Below are 17,866 nucleotides of genomic sequence, written 5' to 3'. Positions count from 1 at the left end.
GTTTTCCGATTGGAATGGCGTGTCGCGCATAGTAATTGAGCGCACATGCTGTTCTGGATCCTTGTTGCCACCCTGACGGCGGCTGTTGCCGTTGTCCTGCTGCTCCCGCTGCTCCGTGCTGCCGCCGGCGCAGAGGTTCCGCAATCCCATGACGTCGAAGTCTATCGCGACCAGCTCGAGGAGCTGAAGCGCGACGAGAAGAACGGCCTGATTTCTGGCGAGGATGCGGAGTTTGCCCGCGCCGAAGTGGCGCGCCGGCTGCTGGCGGCGACGGATGCGGTGAAGGCCGCGGGAACCGCCCAGCCTGCGCGGAGGAGCAACCGGCTGACGCAGATCGCTGTCGTTCTCGTCCTGCCCGCCATCGGCCTCTGTCTTTACCTGAGGACGGGAAATCCGGACCTGCCGGATGCGCCGCTGGCGGCGCGGTTGGCGAATCCGGGCGACGACATCAATATTCTGATCGCGCGGGCCGAACAGCAGCTCGTCTCCAACCCCGAAGACGGCGCAGGGTGGGATGTTCTGGCGCCGATCTACTATCGCAGCGGCCGGATCGAGGATGCTGCCGCCGCTTTTCGCAATGCCCTCCGTATTCTCGGGCCGACGCCCGCGCGCCTCGGCGGCTATGCCGAGAGCCTGATTGCGCTTTCCGGCGGCTTGATCACGAACGAGGCGCAGGAGGCACTGCGGAAATCGCTTGCGATCGAGCCGAACGATCCGCGCGCGCAATTCTATCTGGCGCTGGCCTTGAAACAGCAAGGCATGGCCGCGGAAGCGCTCGCTGCGTTCCAGGAGATCGTCAGGGCATCCCCGGCGGACGCGCCCTGGCTGCCGCTCGTCAACGAGCATATCGCCAGCCTCAAGGCTGACGGCGCTGTCCCCTCCGGGGATCAGGTGGGTACCGCGTTGGGTGGTCCTACGGCCGATGACGTCGCCGCAGCGCAGATCATCAATGCCGGCGATCGCAACGCCATGATCGAAGGCATGGTCGCGAGCCTTTCCGAAAAACTGAAGAACGATCCGAAAAACTTCGATGGATGGATGCGGATCATCCGTTCCTATTCCGTGCTTGGGCAGAAAGACAAGGCTGCCGAGGCCTTGAAACATGGTTTGAGCGCCTTTCCGGCCGAAGGCGAACAGGGCAAACAATTGCTGGCTCTGGCAGGCGAACTCGGCCTGACGGTGGATGGAGGCGTGAAGTGACCCGTAAGCAGAAGCGTCTGGCAATCATCGGCGGCGGCGTCAGCTTCATCGTCGCCGCCGTGCTCCTGGTAATGTTCGCCTTCAGCCAGGCCGTTGCCTATTTTTATGTTCCCGGCGATCTTGCCAAGGCGCATCTGGCGCCGGGCACCCGCATCCGGCTGGGCGGGCTGGTCGAGGCGGGATCGGTCAAACGCGGCGACGGCATGACGGTGAGCTTCAGCGTGACCGATACCCTGGATCGCGTGCCGGTGACTTACACGGGCATTCTTCCGGATCTCTTCCGCGAGGGGCAGGGCGTTGTTGCCGAAGGAGCCTTCGTGGCAGGCAGCCCGGTCTTCGTGGCCGATACAGTGCTCGCCAAGCATGACGAGACCTATATGCCGAAGGACGTGGCGGACCGGCTGAAGGCACAGGGCGTATCGCTCGGGGGCAAGGAAAACATCCAATGATCATCGAGCTCGGTCATTACGCGCTGGTGTTGGCGCTTGGCGTGTCGGTCCTGCAGGCGATCATGCCCGTCTTCGGTGCGGCGCGTGGCGACCGGGCGCTGATGGAGATCGGCACGGTCGCGGCGAAGGCGACCTTCCTGCTCGTCGCGCTTTCCTTCGGCGTTCTCACCTATGCCCATGTGACCTCGGATTTTTCCGTGCAGAACGTCTGGGAAAATTCGCATTCGCAGATTCCGCTGATCTACAAGTTCTCCGGCGTTTGGGGCAATCATGAAGGCTCCATGCTGCTCTGGATGCTGATCCTGACCTTCTTTTCGGCGCTCGTCGCGATGTTCGGGGAAAATCTGCCGGATACGCTGAAAGCCAATGTGCTTGCCGTTCAGGCCTGGATCGCGAGCGCATTTTCGCTGTTTATTCTCTTGACGTCGAACCCGTTCAACCGGCTCGTCGACGTGCCGGGCGAGGGACGCGACCTCAACCCGGTGCTGCAGGATATCGGGCTGGCCATCCATCCGCCGTTGCTTTACCTCGGCTATGTCGGATTTTCCGTCTGTTTCTCCTTTGCCGTTGCGGCGCTGATCGAGGGCCGCATCGATGCGGCCTGGGCGCGCTGGGTGCGGCCCTGGACGCTCGCCGCCTGGACCTGCCTGACGGCGGGCATCGCGATGGGATCGTACTGGGCCTATTACGAGCTTGGCTGGGGCGGCTGGTGGTTCTGGGACCCGGTCGAGAACGCCTCCTTCATTCCCTGGCTTGCCGGGACCGCGCTGCTTCACTCGGCGCTGGTGATGGAGAAGCGCGAGGCACTGAAGATCTGGACCGTGCTGCTTGCGATCATGACCTTCTCGATGTCGCTGCTCGGCACGTTCCTCGTCCGCTCCGGCGTGCTCACCTCGGTTCATGCCTTTGCGACCGATCCGACGCGCGGAGTCTTCATTCTGATGATCCTGATCCTCTTCATCGGTGGCGCCTTCTCGCTGTTCGCGTTCCGTGCTGCGCATCTCAAGGCGGGCGGGCTGTTCGCGCCGATTTCGCGCGAGGGGGCGCTGGTTCTCAATAACCTGATCCTGACGACCGCGGCGGCCACCGTGTTGACCGGTACGCTCTATCCGCTCGTGCTGGAAGCGCTGACCGGTGCCAAGATTTCGGTTGGCGCGCCCTTCTTCAACATGACCTTCGGGCTGTTGATGCTGCCGCTGCTGCTGGCGGTGCCGTTCGGACCGTTGCTGGCCTGGAAGCGCGGCGACCTGCTCGGGGCTGGCCAACGGCTGTTCGTGGCAGTGGCGATCGGTCTGGTTGCCGGCTGTGCGATCTACTATGCGCAGCATGGCGGGCCGGTCATGGCACTGTTCGGGCTGGCGCTGGGAGCCTACATGATCGCCGGTTCGCTGACGGAACTGTTTCTGCGGTCCGGTGTCGGCAAAGTGGCGGGATCGGTGGCGCTGCGGCGTCTTGCGGGATTGCCGCGCTCGGTTTTCGGAACTGCGCTGGCGCATATCGGGCTTGGCGTCACGCTGATCGGGATTGTCGCAGTCACCGCCTTCCAGACCGAGCATATTGTCGAAATGAAGCCGGGCATGATGGCCGACGCTGGCGGATATACGTTGCGCTTCGACGGATTGCGGGACGGCAAGGGGCCTAATTACACCGAGCAGTCCGGGCATTTCACCGTCATGCGCGCGGGCGTCGTTGTGACCGAGGTCTGGTCGTCAAAGCGCCTTTATACGGCACGGCGGATGCCGACCACCGAAGCGGGCATCAAGACGTTCGGTTTGAGCCAGCTTTACGTTTCGCTTGGTGATGGTATGGCGGACGGCGGCGTTGTCGTGCGGATCTGGTGGAAACCGATGATCCTTTGCATCTGGGGCGGCGCGCTTGTGATGATGATGGGTGGCGCGGTCTCGCTGAGCGACCGGCGCCTGCGGATCGGCGCGCCGTCGCGGGCGAAGAAAGTGAAAAAGCCCGTTCTGGAGCCTGCGCAATGATCCGACGGCTGGTCCTCGTTCTGCTACTGTTGCTGTCGGCGTCGCCGGTTTTTGCCGTCAATCCCGATGAAGTCCTGGCTGAGCCGGCGCTCGAGGCGCGCGCCCGGGCGCTCTCGGCGCAATTGCGCTGCATGGTCTGCCAGAACCAGTCGATCGACGATTCGAACGCGGAATTGGCCAAGGATTTGCGCCTTCTTGTGCGTGAGCGGATCACCGCCGGGGACAGCGACGAGGCGGTCATCACCTATCTCGTTTCTCGCTACGGCGAATTCGTGCTGCTCAAGCCCCGCTTCGAGACAAAGACGCTGCTTTTGTGGGGCGCACCGATCGTTCTGCTTCTGGCGGGTGCTGTGGCGATGATTGTCTCCGCCCGGCGACGGAGCGGCAAGGCGACCGGAACGCCGCTGTCGGACGAAGAGCGGGCAAAGCTGGATGCGGTCTTGAGGGACAGTGAGTAGTTGCAGGGCTGTGGCGATTGAACGCCAATTTCTCCGACTACCGACTACCGACCCCAACATTACCAAAAGTTCATTTTTCAGACACAAGTCAGTAAGGTGCGTTCGGCTATTCCTTTCTCAACGGCTGTTCCTCCAGTCAGCCAGACACATGAAGAGAAAAGGCAAATCGAATGTTTACGACAAACGCACTGCGTCCCTCCCTCAAGACCATTCTGAAGACCTCGACCGTTGCGGGCATCACGGCTGTCATGCTTTCGACCGGCATTCCCGCCGCCGTCACCCATTCCTTTGCCGCTCCGGTGAAGATCGAAGCGCCGCAGGTTCCGAGCTTCGCCAACGTGGTCGACGCTGTTTCGCCTGCTGTCGTTTCCGTTCGTGTTCAGTCGCGCGCCAACCCAGTTTCCGACGAAGTCAGCAACGGCTTCAGCTTCGATTTCGGCGGCCGCGGCCTGGACGAACTTCCGGATGACCATCCGCTGAAGCGCTTCTTCAAGGAATTCGGCGGCCCGAACGGCGGCCCGGATAACGACAAGCGCGCCGAACGGGGCCATGGCCCTCGCGACGGCAAGCCTGGCCGCCTGCGCCCGACATCGCAGGGATCCGGCTTCTTCATCTCTGAGGATGGTTATCTCGTCACCAACAACCACGTCGTTTCCGACGGTTCGGCTTTCACCGTTATCCTGAACGACGGTTCCGAGCTCGATGCCAAGCTGGTGGGTAAGGACAGCCGCACCGATCTCGCCGTGCTGAAGGTCGATGACAAGCGCAAGTTCTCCTATGTCAACTGGGCCGACGACAGCAAGGTACGCGTCGGCGATTGGGTCGTCGCTGTCGGTAATCCGTTCGGTCTCGGCGGTACGGTGACTGCCGGCATCATTTCGGCCCGTGGCCGCGACATCGGCTCTGGTCCCTATGACGATTATCTGCAGGTCGATGCTGCGGTGAACCGCGGCAACTCGGGCGGCCCGACCTTCAACCTCAATGGCGAAGTGGTCGGCATCAACACCGCGATCTTCTCGCCGTCCGGTGGTAACGTCGGTATCGCCTTTGCTATCCCGGCATCCGTCGCCAAGGATGTCGTAGCCGATCTGATAAAGGACGGCGAAGTCTCCCGCGGCTGGCTTGGTGTGCAGATTCAGCCGGTCGACAAGGACGTTGCCGAATCGCTCGGCCTTGCCGAGGCAAGCGGTGCGCTGGTTGTCGAACCGCAGGCTGGATCGCCGGGTGAAAAGGCCGGAATCAGGAAGGGTGACGTGATCACTGCCGTCAACGGCGACACGATCAAGGGCCCGCGGGAACTGGCGCGCACGATCGCCAGGATGCGCCCCGGCACGAGCGTTGACGTTGAGCTGTGGCGCGATGGCAAGGCCGAAAGCGTCAAGCTGGAAATCGGCACGCTGCCGGCCGAAACCAAGGAAGCCTCCGCCGGTCCCGACCAGCAGCAGCAGGAAGAGCAGCTGCCTTCGAGCGAGAAGGCGCTGGCTGATCTCGGCGTCACGGTGACGCCGTCCGAGGACGGCAACGGCGTGACCATCTCCTCGGTCGATCCGGACTCCGACGCCAGTGATCGCGGGTTGAAGGAAGGCGAGAAGATCGTTTCCGTCAACAACCAGGAGGTCAAGTCGGCTGACGACATCCTCAAGGTGATCGAGGAAGCCAGGAAGGACGGCCGCACCAAGGCGCTGTTCCAGATCGAGGCCGATAACGCCAGCCGCTTCGTGGCGCTGCCGATCAGCCAGGGCTAACCCGGTCCATCGAACAACCGGGCGCCGCGGACCTCTTGACAAGGTTTTCGCGGCGCCCGGCGTTTCGGGCCAGGCTTGCCTGCTGCACGACGCAGCAGGCGGACACGAGTTCCCGAAGGCAACGGTTGTGGAAGACAGGGGTCCGGGACTATGGTCATCCGCATGAAGATTCTGATTATTGAAGATGACCTGGAGGCCGCCGCCTACCTGGCCAAGGCGTTTCGCGAGGCGGGGATCGTCTCGGATCAGGCCAGCGACGGCGAAAGCGGCCTGTTCATGGCCACCGAGAATAGCTACGACGTGCTGGTCATCGACCGGATGCTGCCGCGCCGCGACGGGCTTTCCGTCATTTCCGAGTTGCGCCGCAAGGGCGTTCATACGCCTGTGCTGATCCTGTCAGCTCTTGGTCAGGTCGATGACCGCGTGACCGGCCTGCGCGCCGGCGGTGATGACTACCTGCCGAAACCCTATGCGTTCAACGAGCTTCTGGCCCGTGTCGAGGTGCTCGGCCGCCGCAAAGGCGCGCCGGAGCAGGACATGGTTTATCGCGTCGGCGATCTGGAGCTCGACCGGCTTTCGCACACGGTACGCCGCCAGGGGCGCGAGCTTCTCCTGCAACCCCGTGAATTCCGGTTGCTCGAATATCTGATGAAGAATGCCGGCCAGGTCGTGACGCGCACGATGCTCTTGGAGAATGTCTGGGACTATCATTTCGATCCGCAGACCAACGTCATCGACGTGCATGTGTCGCGATTGCGTTCGAAGATCGAAAAGGACTTCGACCAGCCGCTGCTGCGCACGGTTCGCGGTGCCGGCTACATGATCAAGGAAGATGGACGCACCGAGGCATGAGCAGACTGCGCGTTCTCTTCCGCACGACCGCGCTGCGCCTTTCGGCGCTCTATCTCCTGCTTTTTTCGCTGTGCGCAGCCTTTCTCGTCTTTTACGTCACGGCCATGTCGCAGCGGCTGTTGGAGCAGCAGACGCAGGATGCGGTGGCGACGGAAGTTTCCCAGATCGAGGAGATCTACAGCCGGGCGGGCGTCAATGGGTTGTTGCGGACGCTCGAACGTCGCGCGCGCCAGCCAGGCGCCAATCTCTACGTTATCGCCGGGCCGACCGGTGAAATTCTTGCCGGCAACGTAGCTTCTCTGCAGCCTGGGCTTCTGGATCAGGAGGGCTGGACGGGCGAAGCCTTCCGCTATCAGCGCTACACCGACGAAAGCCGCAAGGAGACCCATGTGGCGCTTGCGCATGTCCTGGTGCTCGACAACGGGCTGCGCATCCTCGTTGGCCGCGACCTGCAGGAGCCGGAGAAATTTCGGGTGCTTGTGCGCCAGGCGCTGGTCGTTGCCCTCGGCATCATGGGTGTCGGCGCGCTGATCATCTGGTTTGCCATCGGCCGGAACGCGCTGAGGCGGATCGACCGCATGTCGGATGCCAGCACGCGGATCATGGCCGGCGACCTGTCGCAGCGGCTGCCGATGAGCGGCTCCGGCGACGAGTTCGACCGGCTCTCGGAATCGCTCAACGCCATGCTCGGCCGGATCGAAAAGCTGAACGAGGGCTTGCGGCAGGTTTCCGACAACATTGCCCACGACCTGAAGACGCCGTTGGCGCGCCTGCGCAACAAGGCGGAGGCGGCACTGGCACACAAGGCGACGAATGCCGGTTACCGCTCTTCACTGGAAGAGATCATCGGCGAATCCGATCAACTCATCCGCACGTTCAACGCGCTCTTGATGATTTCGCGCGTCGAGGCGGGGTCGGCGGCTGCGGAAATGAGCGATGTCGATCTTTCACAGAGCGTTGCCGATTGCGTCGAGCTCTACGAACCGCTGGCCGACGAACAGGCGCTGAAGCTGGAAGCCGATGTGCCGCCCGATATCCACGTGTCCGGTAATCGCGAGCTGATCGGGCAGGCGCTCGGCAATCTGATCGACAATGCCATCAAATATTCAGAGGGAAGTGACCATCCGCTGATCAAGGTCAGCCTTGCGAAACGTAATGGGACGATCGTGGTATCGGTGGCAGACCATGGACCCGGCATTCCGGCGGACAAGCGCGGCGATGTCGTAGCTCGTTTCGTGCGGCTGGACGAAAGCCGCAGCAAGCCGGGAACAGGGCTTGGCATGTCACTGGTCGAGGCCGTCATGGAGATGCATCAGGGGCGCCTGGAATTGAGCGATACGGTGCCGGATGCTGAAAACAATCATGGTTTGACCGCCAGCATGGTTTTCGCGAAGCCCGCCGGCTGATAGGCATGGGAGCCGAAGTCGAAACCTGCTTAGGAGGGCGACGATGCAGACGGATATGCGGCGTTTGGCGGATATTGCCACATGCACCTTGCGGCCGATGAGCCAGACGGATGCGAAGTCCGTCCTCTCCAGTCTCAAGGATATCGGCAAACAGCATCCGGAAATTGCCGATCTGTTAACCTCGCAAACGCCGCTGAAGGACTTCATCGTCGCGGCTCTGTCCCTGTCGCCTTATCTGCGGGATACCGTGGTCTCGCATCCACAGGTGCTCGTTCGGGCTCTGGCCGAGCCTATCGCGCTGCACCTGGAAAGATGCATTCAAACGGCAAGGGACGCCTGGAGAGGCGCTGAGGCCGGCAAACCCTTGTCGGATGCCGAGATCATGGCGCGGCTCAGGAACGCCAAGCGTGATATCGCATTCGCCATTGCGCTGGCCGATCTCTCACGCTTGTTCGATGCGCGCGAAACGACGCGCTGGCTCAGCGATTTCGCCGGTGTCGCCGTCTCGGCAACGATGGATCACCTGCTGCTCAGCGCGCATGACGCCGGCAAGCTCAAGGTCGTCGATGGGGAACAACCGAGCGAAAGCTCCGGCGTCGTGGTTCTCGGCATGGGCAAGCTTGGTGCCTTTGAGCTGAACTACTCTTCCGATATTGATCTCGTCGTCTTCTACGAGCCGCAGGCGCCGCTGATCATCGATCCACAGGAAGCGCCCGAAACATTCGGCCGGCTGCTGCGCCGGCTGATCCGCATCCTGCAGGAGAGAACCGGTGACGGCTATGTCTTTCGTACCGACCTGCGCCTGCGGCCAGATCCCGGGGCGACGCCGCTCGCGATCTCCGTAGAGGCGGCGATGCTCTATTACGAGAGCAGGGGACAGAACTGGGAGCGGGCGGCGTTCATCAAGGCCCGCCCAGTTGCCGGGGACCTGAAGGCCGGCGAGGCCTTCCTGCGCGAACTCACGCCATTCGTGTTCCGCAAATATCTCGACTATGCCGCGATTGCCGACATCCACTCGATCAAACGGCAGATCCACGCCCATAAGGGGCATGGTGAGATTGCCGTGAAAGGCCACAACATCAAGCTCGGCCGCGGTGGCATCCGCGAGATCGAGTTCTTCGTCCAGACGCAGCAGTTGATCGCTGGCGGCCGGATGCCGGAACTAAGGCTGTGCGCGACCGAGCCGATGCTCGAGGGATTGGAGCGGGCCAAGTGGATCGATGCGAAAACCGCAGATGAGCTGATTTCCGCCTATTGGTTCCTGCGCGATGTCGAGCATCGGGTGCAGATGGTGCGCGACGAGCAGACGCATGTGTTGCCGGCGACGGAGGCGGAGCTCAAGCGTATCGCCTATATGATGAGTTTTGCCGACGTCACATCGTTCTCGGCGGAATTGTCGCGTGTGCTGAAGACGGTGGAGCGCCGCTATGCCCAGCTTTTCGAGCAGGAGGCGAAACTTTCGGCGGAGACGGGCAACCTCGTCTTCACTGGACAGAAGGATGATCCGGACACCCTGGAAACCTTGAGTAAACTCGGCTTCGAGCGGCCGCAGGATATTTCGCGAACCATCCGCACCTGGCACTATGGCCGTTACCGCGCAACGCAATCTGTGGAGGCGCGCGAGCGGCTGACGGAACTGACGCCGCAACTTCTGCACGTATTCGGGGAAAACAAGCGGGCCGACGAGGCGCTGCTCCGGTTCGACCAGTTCATCGCAGGCCTGCCAGCCGGCATCCAGCTTTTCTCGCTGCTCGGCAATAATCCCGGGTTGCTTTCGCTGATCGTCAACATCATGTCGTCGGCGCCGAGGCTTGCTGACATCATCGCCAGCAAGCCGCATGTCTTCGACGGCATGCTGGATCCGCGCCTGCTCGTGGAGTTGCCGACGCGTGCGTATCTGGCTGATCGCATCAACAGCTTCCTTTCCGGCGCGCGGCACTACGAGGACATTCTCGACCGATTGCGTATTACGGCTTCCGAGCAGCGGTTTCTGATAGGCATCCGGCTCCTGACGGGGGTGATCACCGGGGTGCAGGCGGGGTATGCGCTTACCGATCTCGCCGACCTGATCATTGCGGCAGCACTGGACGCCGTGCTGCGTGAGGTTGATGCCGCGCACGGAAAGTTTCCCGGTGGGCGTGTCGCCGTCATCGGCATGGGCAAGCTCGGCAGCCACGAACTGACCGCCGGCTCCGATGTCGATCTGATCGTCCTCTACGATCACGACAGCGACGCGGCGGAATCCGACGGCGCGAAACCGCTTGATCCGACGCGCTATTTCACCCGCATTACCCAACGATTGATTTCCGCTCTCGCCGCGCCCACCTCGGAGGGTGTTCTTTACGCCGTCGACATGCGGCTGAGACCCTCCGGGAACAAGGGGCCGGTTGCGACCCGCATCAACGCCTTCGCCAAATATCAGCGGGAAGAGGCGTGGACCTGGGAGCACATGGCGCTGACGCGGGCGCGGTGCGTCTGCGGCGATGCCGGTCTGGTCGCCGAGGCGGAGGCGATCTTCGCGGAAATCCTTGGGAAGACACGTGATGTGGCGAAAGTCGCTGCCGACGTTATCGAAATGCGCGAACTGATCGACAAGGAAAAGCCGCCGAATCAAATCTGGGACTTCAAGCTTATTCCGGGCGGGCTCGTCGACATCGAGTTCGTGGCGCAGTACCTCGCGCTGGTCGCACCGGCGAGGGGCATTTCGCCGCCGCTGTCCGGAACGCATACCGCCGATGTCCTGAAGGCCATGGGCGGCGCATTGATGGATCCGAACGATCTCGGTACGGCGATCGAAGCGCTGACGCTCTTTACGGAGTTGTCGCAGATCATCCGGCTCTGCGTCGACGGCGATTTTGATCCGCAAGCGCCTTCCGGGCTGATCGACCTCGTTTGCCGGGCTGGGGATTCTCCGGACCTGAAACATCTGGAAGCAGACGTTCGACGCTTGTCCAAGGCGGTGCGGCGGATATTTCAGGCGACCGTGATCAACACATAGGGAAGATCGCCGGCCACCAGGTATTCCGCCATGGCTGCAAGCCTTGCGAAAGCGCCTGTGCTTATCCAAGTTGCGCAGCTTTTTTCGCTTTTGCGAACATTTTCTCGTACTTCGTTCCTGGGGAATTGACAGTGCGGTCCTTACTTGAAAGATGCCGCTCCGGGGCTGGTTTTATAACTGCATGAATTCTTGTATCCGCACTGGCTCAAGAACTGAATCATGCAGAAATTCAACGCGTTGCGGTTTCCTGCACATTTGAGGATGCAGAGCGCCGTGAGTTTCAATTCCTAAAGGATTAGACATGGAAAGACGCAGTTTCCTACGCGGATTGGCCTTGCTGGCCGCCTGCCCGCTCTGCACGAAAGGGGCCTTCGCGGCCGAGGGCGCGCATTGGAGCTATGAAGGCCAGGCGGGGCCTGAGCATTGGGGCGAACTGAGCGCCGAGAATGCCGCTTGCTCGGCAGGCTCGCAGCAGTCGCCGCTCGATATTACCGGTGCGATCAAGGCCGATATGCCGGATATCAGGACGGAATGGAAGAAGGGCGGAACCGTCCTAAACAACGGGCACACGATCCAGGTCAAGGTGCCGGCTGGCAGCAAGCTTCGCCGGGGCGACAAGATCTATGAACTCGTGCAGTATCATTTCCACGCGCCAAGCGAGCATCTTGTTGATGGAAGGCATTTCCCGATGGAGGCGCATTTCGTGCACAAGAATGAGAAAAATGGTGCGCTTGGCGTGCTTGGCGTGTTCATTGTTCCGGGCGCGGCAAACAACACCTTTGCGAAGCTCGCCGCTGCCTTTCCGGCGAAGGCGGGAGAGGAAGCGGCGGTCGACGATACCGATCCGAGCGGCCTGCTGCCCGCGTCGCTCAGATACTGGGCCTATGAGGGCTCGCTGACCACGCCGCCTTGCTCCGAAATCGTCGACTGGATGGTGGCGAAGGACCCGATCGAGGTCGCAGCAGCCGATATCAAGAAATTCACGGCGCTCTATTCGATGAATGCGCGCCCGGCGCTCACCACCAATCGACGCTATATCCTGAGTTCCAGTTAGCACATCCGAAACGATACTCGCTGCCATGAATTTGGACTGAAGTTCGATCCCGGAGGCGCCGTTTCCGGGATCACTCGCTGTCCTTATCGGCCTGGTCTTGCCCTGTGCTTTTTTTAGCAGAGCTCTCGCTTCCGGTGCGGTTAGTGGCCGCGTCGGGAATCCTGACCGAAATGATCGTGCCGATGTTTTCCAACGACTGAATCCTCATCGCCCCGCCATGCAGATCGGTCAGCGACCGTGAAATGGCCAGACCGAGGCCGGAGCCGCCCTTGCTCTTGGCATACTGGCTCTGTACCTGCTCGAAGGGCTGGCCAATCTTCTGGAGTGCCGCCCGCGGGATGCCGATGCCGGTATCGGCGATGGTGAGCGTCACCGCCCCGGCCACTTTGCGGGCCCTGAGCGAAATCTTGCCACCCTCATTGGTGAACTTGACGGCATTCGACAGGAGATTGAGCAATATCTGCTTCATCGCGCGCCGGTCGGCAACCAGCGTCAGGCCGGAGGAGACCTGCTGGTCGACACAGATGTTCTTCTGCTTCGCCGGGATGGTGGTGAAACGCAGCGTCTCCTCGATCAGCGGTGCAAGATCGATCGTCTCACGGTTGATCTTCATCTGCCCGGCCTCGATCTTCGACATGTCGAGGATGTCGTTGATGACGTTCAGCAGATGTTTGCCGCTGTCATGGATGTCGTGGGAATATTCGTCGTATTTCTCGGAGCCGAGCGGGCCGAACATCTTGTTCTGAAGGATTTCGGAGAAGCCGAGAATGGCGTTCAGCGGCGTGCGCAGTTCATGCGACATGTTGGCAAGGAATTCGGACTTTGCCCGGTTGGCCGCTTCGGCCCGTTCCTTCTCGGCCTGATAATTGGCGTTGGCAATCGAGAGTTCGGCCTTCTGACGCTCAAGCGTGATGCGGGAGGTCGAGAGGTCGCCAATGGTCGCCATGAGACGGCGCTCGGATTCACGCAACCGCACCTGATGGCGCTTCAGCAGCGTGATATCCGTGCCAACGGAAACCAGCCCGCCATCGCGGGTACGCCGGTCGTTGATCTGAAGCCAGCGCTGGTCGGCGAGCTGGACTTCGGATGTCTGCGAATGATTGGAGCGGTCGGGATCGGCAATCCGCCTCTCGATGATCGGGCGGGCTGCGGCCGCGTTGACGACGGAGCGCTCGGTGCCGGGCACGAGAACGTGGTCCGGCAGCTTGTAGGCCTGCTGATAGTGGGTGTTGCACATAACCAGGCGATCGTTCTTGTCCCAGAGCACGAAAGCCTCGGAGGTGCACTCGATGGCGTCAGCCAGTCGCTGATCGGCCTCGGCATAACGCTGCGCCAGGCGGTGTTGCTCGGTCACATCCATGGCGATGCCGATCAGGTGCACGCGGCCGGATGCGGTGCGGATCACCTGCGCACGGGCGCGCATCCAGACATAGTGACCTTCCGCATGGCGCATCCGGAAGACCTGGTCGATCTGCCGGGCATCGCCCTTGGCGATGGTGCGCGCGACCTTGTAGATACTGCCGTCATCCGGATGCATCAGCCGGGCGGCGTCGCCGAAGGAAAGGACGCTGCTCTGCGGAGCCATGCCGAGCATTTCGTACATCGACCGCGACCAGAAGAGGCGCCGGTTCGGCATGTCGAAATCCCAAAGACCACAGCGGCCGCGCGACAGCGCCGTTTCGACGCGCAGGTTGGATTCAGCAAAAATCTGGTCCGCGTCGCGGGCGCGCTTTGCCTGGATGTAATAGGCATAGAGCACGACGAGCAGGATGGCCGAGATGCCGGCAAACAGCGTGACGTTCAACGATACCTCGTCGCGCCAAAGCTTTTCGATCCGCGCCAGCGGCGTCGCAACGAGCAATGTTCCGGCACCGCCAGGCACCTGCATCAGCGCGACGACATGTTCGACGTCGCCGATGAAGGTTTTCATCACTGTCGACCGCTCGCCAAAATATTGAAAGGCGGCGACTTCCGGCGCGACAGCCGCAAGCGTGCGCCCGGTATAGGCGACGCCCTCCGCGGAACTTGCGAAAATTCGCCCGTCATTGCGAATGGTCAAAACGAACGCGCCGGGCTCAAGCATATCTGGCGGCAGGAAGGTGCTGAGGCGCTGCTCTACATCCCACCTTTGAGCCTTGTCGAAAAGGGTCGCGGCGTTTCCCTGCAGGGCCGCACTTGCGGTCGCGGCGGCAAGAACCGTTGTCTGGCGCGAACTTGCCTCCATGCGGGCATGTTCGACCATGATGCCGTTGACGCGGGAAATCGCGACGACGAGCAGGAAGGCGGTGATCAGGATCGGGATGGAACGCTTCAGCAGCGGCTCGGCGCGCGCAAGGCGCAGCGCTGCCGGCTCCCTAAAAATCCGCGCGTGCTGGATGACGTCCTTCTCCAGGTTCAGGAAACCTGGAAATTTTGGCCGCAACCGCTCGCCGGCCGCGCGTCCCCGCTGCGCTTCCGCCATCTTCGTCAATTCTGTAAGTCCTCATGTGATTCGATGCGCCGCTCGCTCGAACCTGACCCAATGAATCAATTGTGATTCGGCTTGTCCAGCGGAAAATGTAAAACTTTATTAACCATTTATCGTCATTGGAAAATCATACTGCTGCGGACGGCGCGCACACAAAAGACGAAAAAACCCCGCAATCGCGGGGTGTTCGGCGGCATCCGCTTGATAATTCCTAGCCTTTCAGCATCCGCTCGACGATGTCGCTGACATCGACGGACAGCTTCGGCGCGGCGGCGATCTCGCGCAGCGCGTTGCGCGCATGCTCGGCTCGGACGTCCTCCAGCGACCGCCACGAGCGCATCGAGGTCAGGATGCGCGCGGCCAACTGCGGATTGCGCGCGTCGATATCAAGGATCTGGCGCGCGAGGAAACGATAGCCTTCGCCGTCGGCCCGGTTGAAGCCGGTGGGATTGGAGAAGGCGAAGGTGCCGACGAGTGCCCGGACCCGGTTCGGGTTGGAGCTGTTGAACAGCGGATCGGCCATCAGCGTCTTGACGCGGCCGAGCGCATCCGCCCCGGGAATCGTCGCCTGGATGGTGAACCACTTGTCTATGACCAGCGCATTGTCGGCAAAGCGTGTCTTGAACGCGAAGAGCGCTTCGACCGTCTCCCTGTCATCGGGGAAGCGGTGGGCGAGGATGGTCAGCGCCTGGCTGAGATCGGTCATGTTGTTGGCCGACTTGAATGCTCCCAGCGCCCGGCCGGGTCGGTTTTCGGCATAGACAAGATAGGAAAGGGCGGTATTGCGCAGTGCCCGGCGCCCGGCACTTGCCGCATCCGGGCTGAAGGGGCCATCGACCACCATTTCGTCCGCGAGGGTCGTAAAGATATCCCGGCCCGCTTTCGCGATCGCCGTCATGATCTGCTGACGTCCCGCGTGGATGGCATCCGGGTTGTTGTTGCTGCCGATCTCCCGCGCAACGTCGGCCTCGCTTGGCAAGGCCAGTGCCTGAGCCCGGAAGGCGGGCTCGAGCCGCGCATCGGCCGCCGTAGCGAGCAACGCGTCGATCAGCGCCCGGTCGCATCTTGCCTTTGCGCCTTCCCTGGCTATGGCAGTCGCTGCCACCAGGTTCGGCAGGGCGAGGTCGTTCAAAGCCTGCCAGCGGGCGAACAGGTCGCTTTCATGCCGGGCGATATGGGCGCGGTCGGTCGGTGTCTGCTCGAAATGCAGGTTGATCGGCGCGGAGAAGCCGCGGTTGAGCGACAGCACTGGGCGCGAGACGATGCCGGTGAAGGTGACGGTCTGCTTGCGTTCGACGAGGTGCAGAACGTCGCCCGTGATTTCGGCGCCGGTGGCGGAAGAAAGGGCGGCCTCGGAGCCGTCTTCCAACAACAGCCCGAGCCTGAGCGGGACATGCATCGGCTCCTTGGCGTTCTGCCCGGGCGTCGCCGGCACCATCTGCTCAAGCGACAGCGTGAAGATCTGCTTGGCCGCGTCATAAGCGGTCGAAGCGGTGACGAGCGGCGTGCCGGCCTGATGATACCAGAGCGAGAACTGCGTCATGTCGCGCTTGCTGACCTCGGCAAAGCAGGCGACGAAATCCTCGATCGTCACCGCCTGCCCGTCGTGGCGGTCGAAATAGAGGTCCATGCCCTCCTTGAAGAGGTCCGCTCCAAGCACCGTCGCCATCATGCGCGTGACTTCGCTGCCTTTTTCGTAGACCGTCGTCGTATAGAAGTTGTTGATTTCACGGTATTTTGTCGGGCGAACCGGATGGGCGAGGGGGCCGGCGTCCTCCGGGAACTGCTCGGCCTTCAGATGGCGAACTTCGGCGACCCGCTTGACCGTGCGCGAGCGCTGGTCGGCCGAGAATTCGTGGTCGCGATAGACGGTCAGGCCTTCCTTCAAGCACAGTTGGAACCAGTCGCGGCAGGTGATGCGGTTGCCGGTCCAGTTGTGGAAATATTCATGCGCGATGATTGCCTCGATATTGGCGTAATCGGCATCGGTCGCGGTCTCGGGATCGGCAAGCACGTACTTGTCGTTGAAGACATTCAGCCCCTTATTCTCCATCGCGCCCATGTTGAAGTCGGAAACGGCGACGATCATGAAGATGTCGAGATCGTATTCGCGGCCGAAGACCTCTTCGTCCCACTTCATCGAGCGCTTCAGCGCATCCATGGCGTAGATCGCGCGCGGCTCCTTACCATGCTCGACATAGATTTTCAGCGCAACCTCGCGGCCGGACATCGTCGTGAAGGTGTCTTCGACGACGCCGAGATCACCGGCGACCAGTGCAAACAGGTAGCTCGGCTTGGGGTGCGGATCGAACCAGGCGGCGAAATGCCGGCCGTCGCCCATATTGGCGCCGCCGAGATAATTGCCGTTGGACAGAAGCAGCGGCGCTGTTTCCTTGTCGGCGATGATGTTGACCGTGTAGACCGCGAGCACGTCGGGACGGTCCGGGAAATAGGTGATGCGGCGGAAACCCTCCGCCTCGCACTGGGTGCAATAGATATTGCTCGTGCGGTAAAGCCCCATCAGCTTGGTGTTGGCTTCCGGGTTGAGTTCCGTTGTGACCGTGATCTCGAAAGGCGCTGTTGGCGGCAGGTTGCGGATGGTCAGGCTGTCTTCGGTCACTTCGTAATTTGCCGCCGGAATCTCTTCCTGGTCGAACAGCAGGCCTGTCATCTTCAGTTCGTCGCCATCGAGGATCAGCGGCGCTTCCGCGCTGACGCCCTCGCGCCGGTGGAAGATCAGCCGCGTTTCGACCTTGGTTTCCTTCGGGTCGAGTTCAAAGGTGAGATCCACTCTCTCGAGGACGAAATCCGTTGGCCGGTAGTCTTCCAGATGAATGATTTCGCCCGTATCTGTTCGCATTGTCTGTCCCGCTGGCATCTCCCGCTATATCATGCTCGGGAAGAGGCTTGGTCATCGTGAAGAGGCTGCGCATTCTGCGGAGCTTCGGCGTGGTAGGATAGGTCCTTTTCGGTGGCCGGCGCTGTGTTCCCGTCCGTCCGATCTGTCCCGCTCCCAAATCTTGCATCAGAGACTTACGAAATTCGCCCTAACAATATTTAAATCGGGCGTGTCTTTTTGGCACAGATTGCGCAAATTCCCGGCGGACGTTCATGTTTGTTGACCCGCCGACGATCGCAGCGCTTTCTGCCGCTGGTTCCAGCGTAGGACATTGACGCGGAGGCATCAAATATTTCCGCCTCACATCAAGAAAATTGATCGCCCTTTCCGTTCATCACGCGCTAGACTAATCC

Annotated in this window: 11 protein-coding genes; 9 read left to right on the top strand and 2 right to left on the bottom strand. The window is 61.6% G+C overall.

Annotated features, from left to right (window positions below):
* The first annotated feature begins 45 nt into the window (after window positions 1-45).
* From ccmI to ACSQ2Z_RS15815, 9 genes are all read left to right on the top strand, one after another.
* A complete protein-coding gene (gene ccmI, locus ACSQ2Z_RS15855; protein ID WP_436082066.1) occupies window positions 46-1,200 on the top strand; it encodes a c-type cytochrome biogenesis protein CcmI in 1,155 nt (384 codons plus the stop codon).
* Window positions 1,197-1,649, top strand: coding sequence for a cytochrome c maturation protein CcmE (gene ccmE / locus ACSQ2Z_RS15850; protein WP_436082065.1), 453 nt, complete (start codon window positions 1,197-1,199; stop codon window positions 1,647-1,649). The genes ccmI and ccmE overlap by 4 nt, the downstream gene beginning before the upstream one ends.
* A complete protein-coding gene (locus tag ACSQ2Z_RS15845; RefSeq protein WP_436082064.1) occupies window positions 1,646-3,634 on the top strand; it encodes a heme lyase CcmF/NrfE family subunit in 1,989 nt (662 codons plus the stop codon). The genes ccmE and ACSQ2Z_RS15845 overlap by 4 nt, the downstream gene beginning before the upstream one ends.
* Window positions 3,631-4,092: a cytochrome c-type biogenesis protein gene (locus tag ACSQ2Z_RS15840; RefSeq protein WP_436082063.1), complete on the top strand. Its 462-nt coding sequence runs from the start codon at window positions 3,631-3,633 to the stop codon at window positions 4,090-4,092. Before ACSQ2Z_RS15845 ends, ACSQ2Z_RS15840 begins: the two co-directional genes overlap by 4 nt.
* A 170-nt stretch (window positions 4,093-4,262) precedes the next feature.
* A complete protein-coding gene (locus tag ACSQ2Z_RS15835; protein ID WP_436082062.1) occupies window positions 4,263-5,837 on the top strand; it encodes a Do family serine endopeptidase in 1,575 nt (524 codons plus the stop codon).
* A 150-nt stretch (window positions 5,838-5,987) separates the two neighbouring features.
* Window positions 5,988-6,689, top strand: a complete 702-nt coding sequence (locus ACSQ2Z_RS15830) for a response regulator transcription factor (RefSeq protein ID WP_436082061.1) — start codon at window positions 5,988-5,990, stop codon at window positions 6,687-6,689.
* Complete coding sequence (locus tag ACSQ2Z_RS15825; RefSeq protein ID WP_436082060.1) at window positions 6,686-8,095, top strand: sensor histidine kinase; 1,410 nt, start codon at window positions 6,686-6,688, stop codon at window positions 8,093-8,095. Before ACSQ2Z_RS15830 ends, ACSQ2Z_RS15825 begins: the two co-directional genes overlap by 4 nt.
* Window positions 8,096-8,138: 43 nt before the next feature.
* Complete coding sequence (locus ACSQ2Z_RS15820) at window positions 8,139-11,093, top strand: bifunctional [glutamine synthetase] adenylyltransferase/[glutamine synthetase]-adenylyl-L-tyrosine phosphorylase (protein ID WP_436082059.1); 2,955 nt, start codon at window positions 8,139-8,141, stop codon at window positions 11,091-11,093.
* 301 nt (window positions 11,094-11,394) lie between these two features.
* Window positions 11,395-12,147: a carbonic anhydrase gene (locus ACSQ2Z_RS15815; RefSeq protein WP_436082058.1), complete on the top strand. Its 753-nt coding sequence runs from the start codon at window positions 11,395-11,397 to the stop codon at window positions 12,145-12,147.
* Window positions 12,148-12,217: 70 nt separating this feature from the next.
* Here ACSQ2Z_RS15815 and ACSQ2Z_RS15810 read toward each other — a convergent pair whose 3' ends face one another.
* Window positions 12,218-14,617, bottom strand: coding sequence for a PAS domain-containing sensor histidine kinase (locus ACSQ2Z_RS15810; protein WP_436082057.1), 2,400 nt, complete (start codon window positions 14,615-14,617; stop codon window positions 12,218-12,220).
* Between the two features lie 208 nt (window positions 14,618-14,825).
* The gene (gene pepN, locus ACSQ2Z_RS15805; RefSeq protein WP_436082056.1) at window positions 14,826-17,474 is read right to left on the bottom strand and encodes an aminopeptidase N; all 2,649 of its coding nucleotides are present in this window, start codon (window positions 17,472-17,474) and stop codon (window positions 14,826-14,828) included.
* Between the last annotated feature and the right edge of the window lie 392 nt (window positions 17,475-17,866).

This window comes from Pararhizobium sp. LjRoot235, assembly GCF_964254145.1.
Lineage (GTDB): Bacteria > Pseudomonadota > Alphaproteobacteria > Rhizobiales > Rhizobiaceae > Pararhizobium.
The sequence above is the reverse complement of the archived record's forward strand: the minus strand, read 5'-3'. Positions and strand labels throughout refer to the sequence as shown.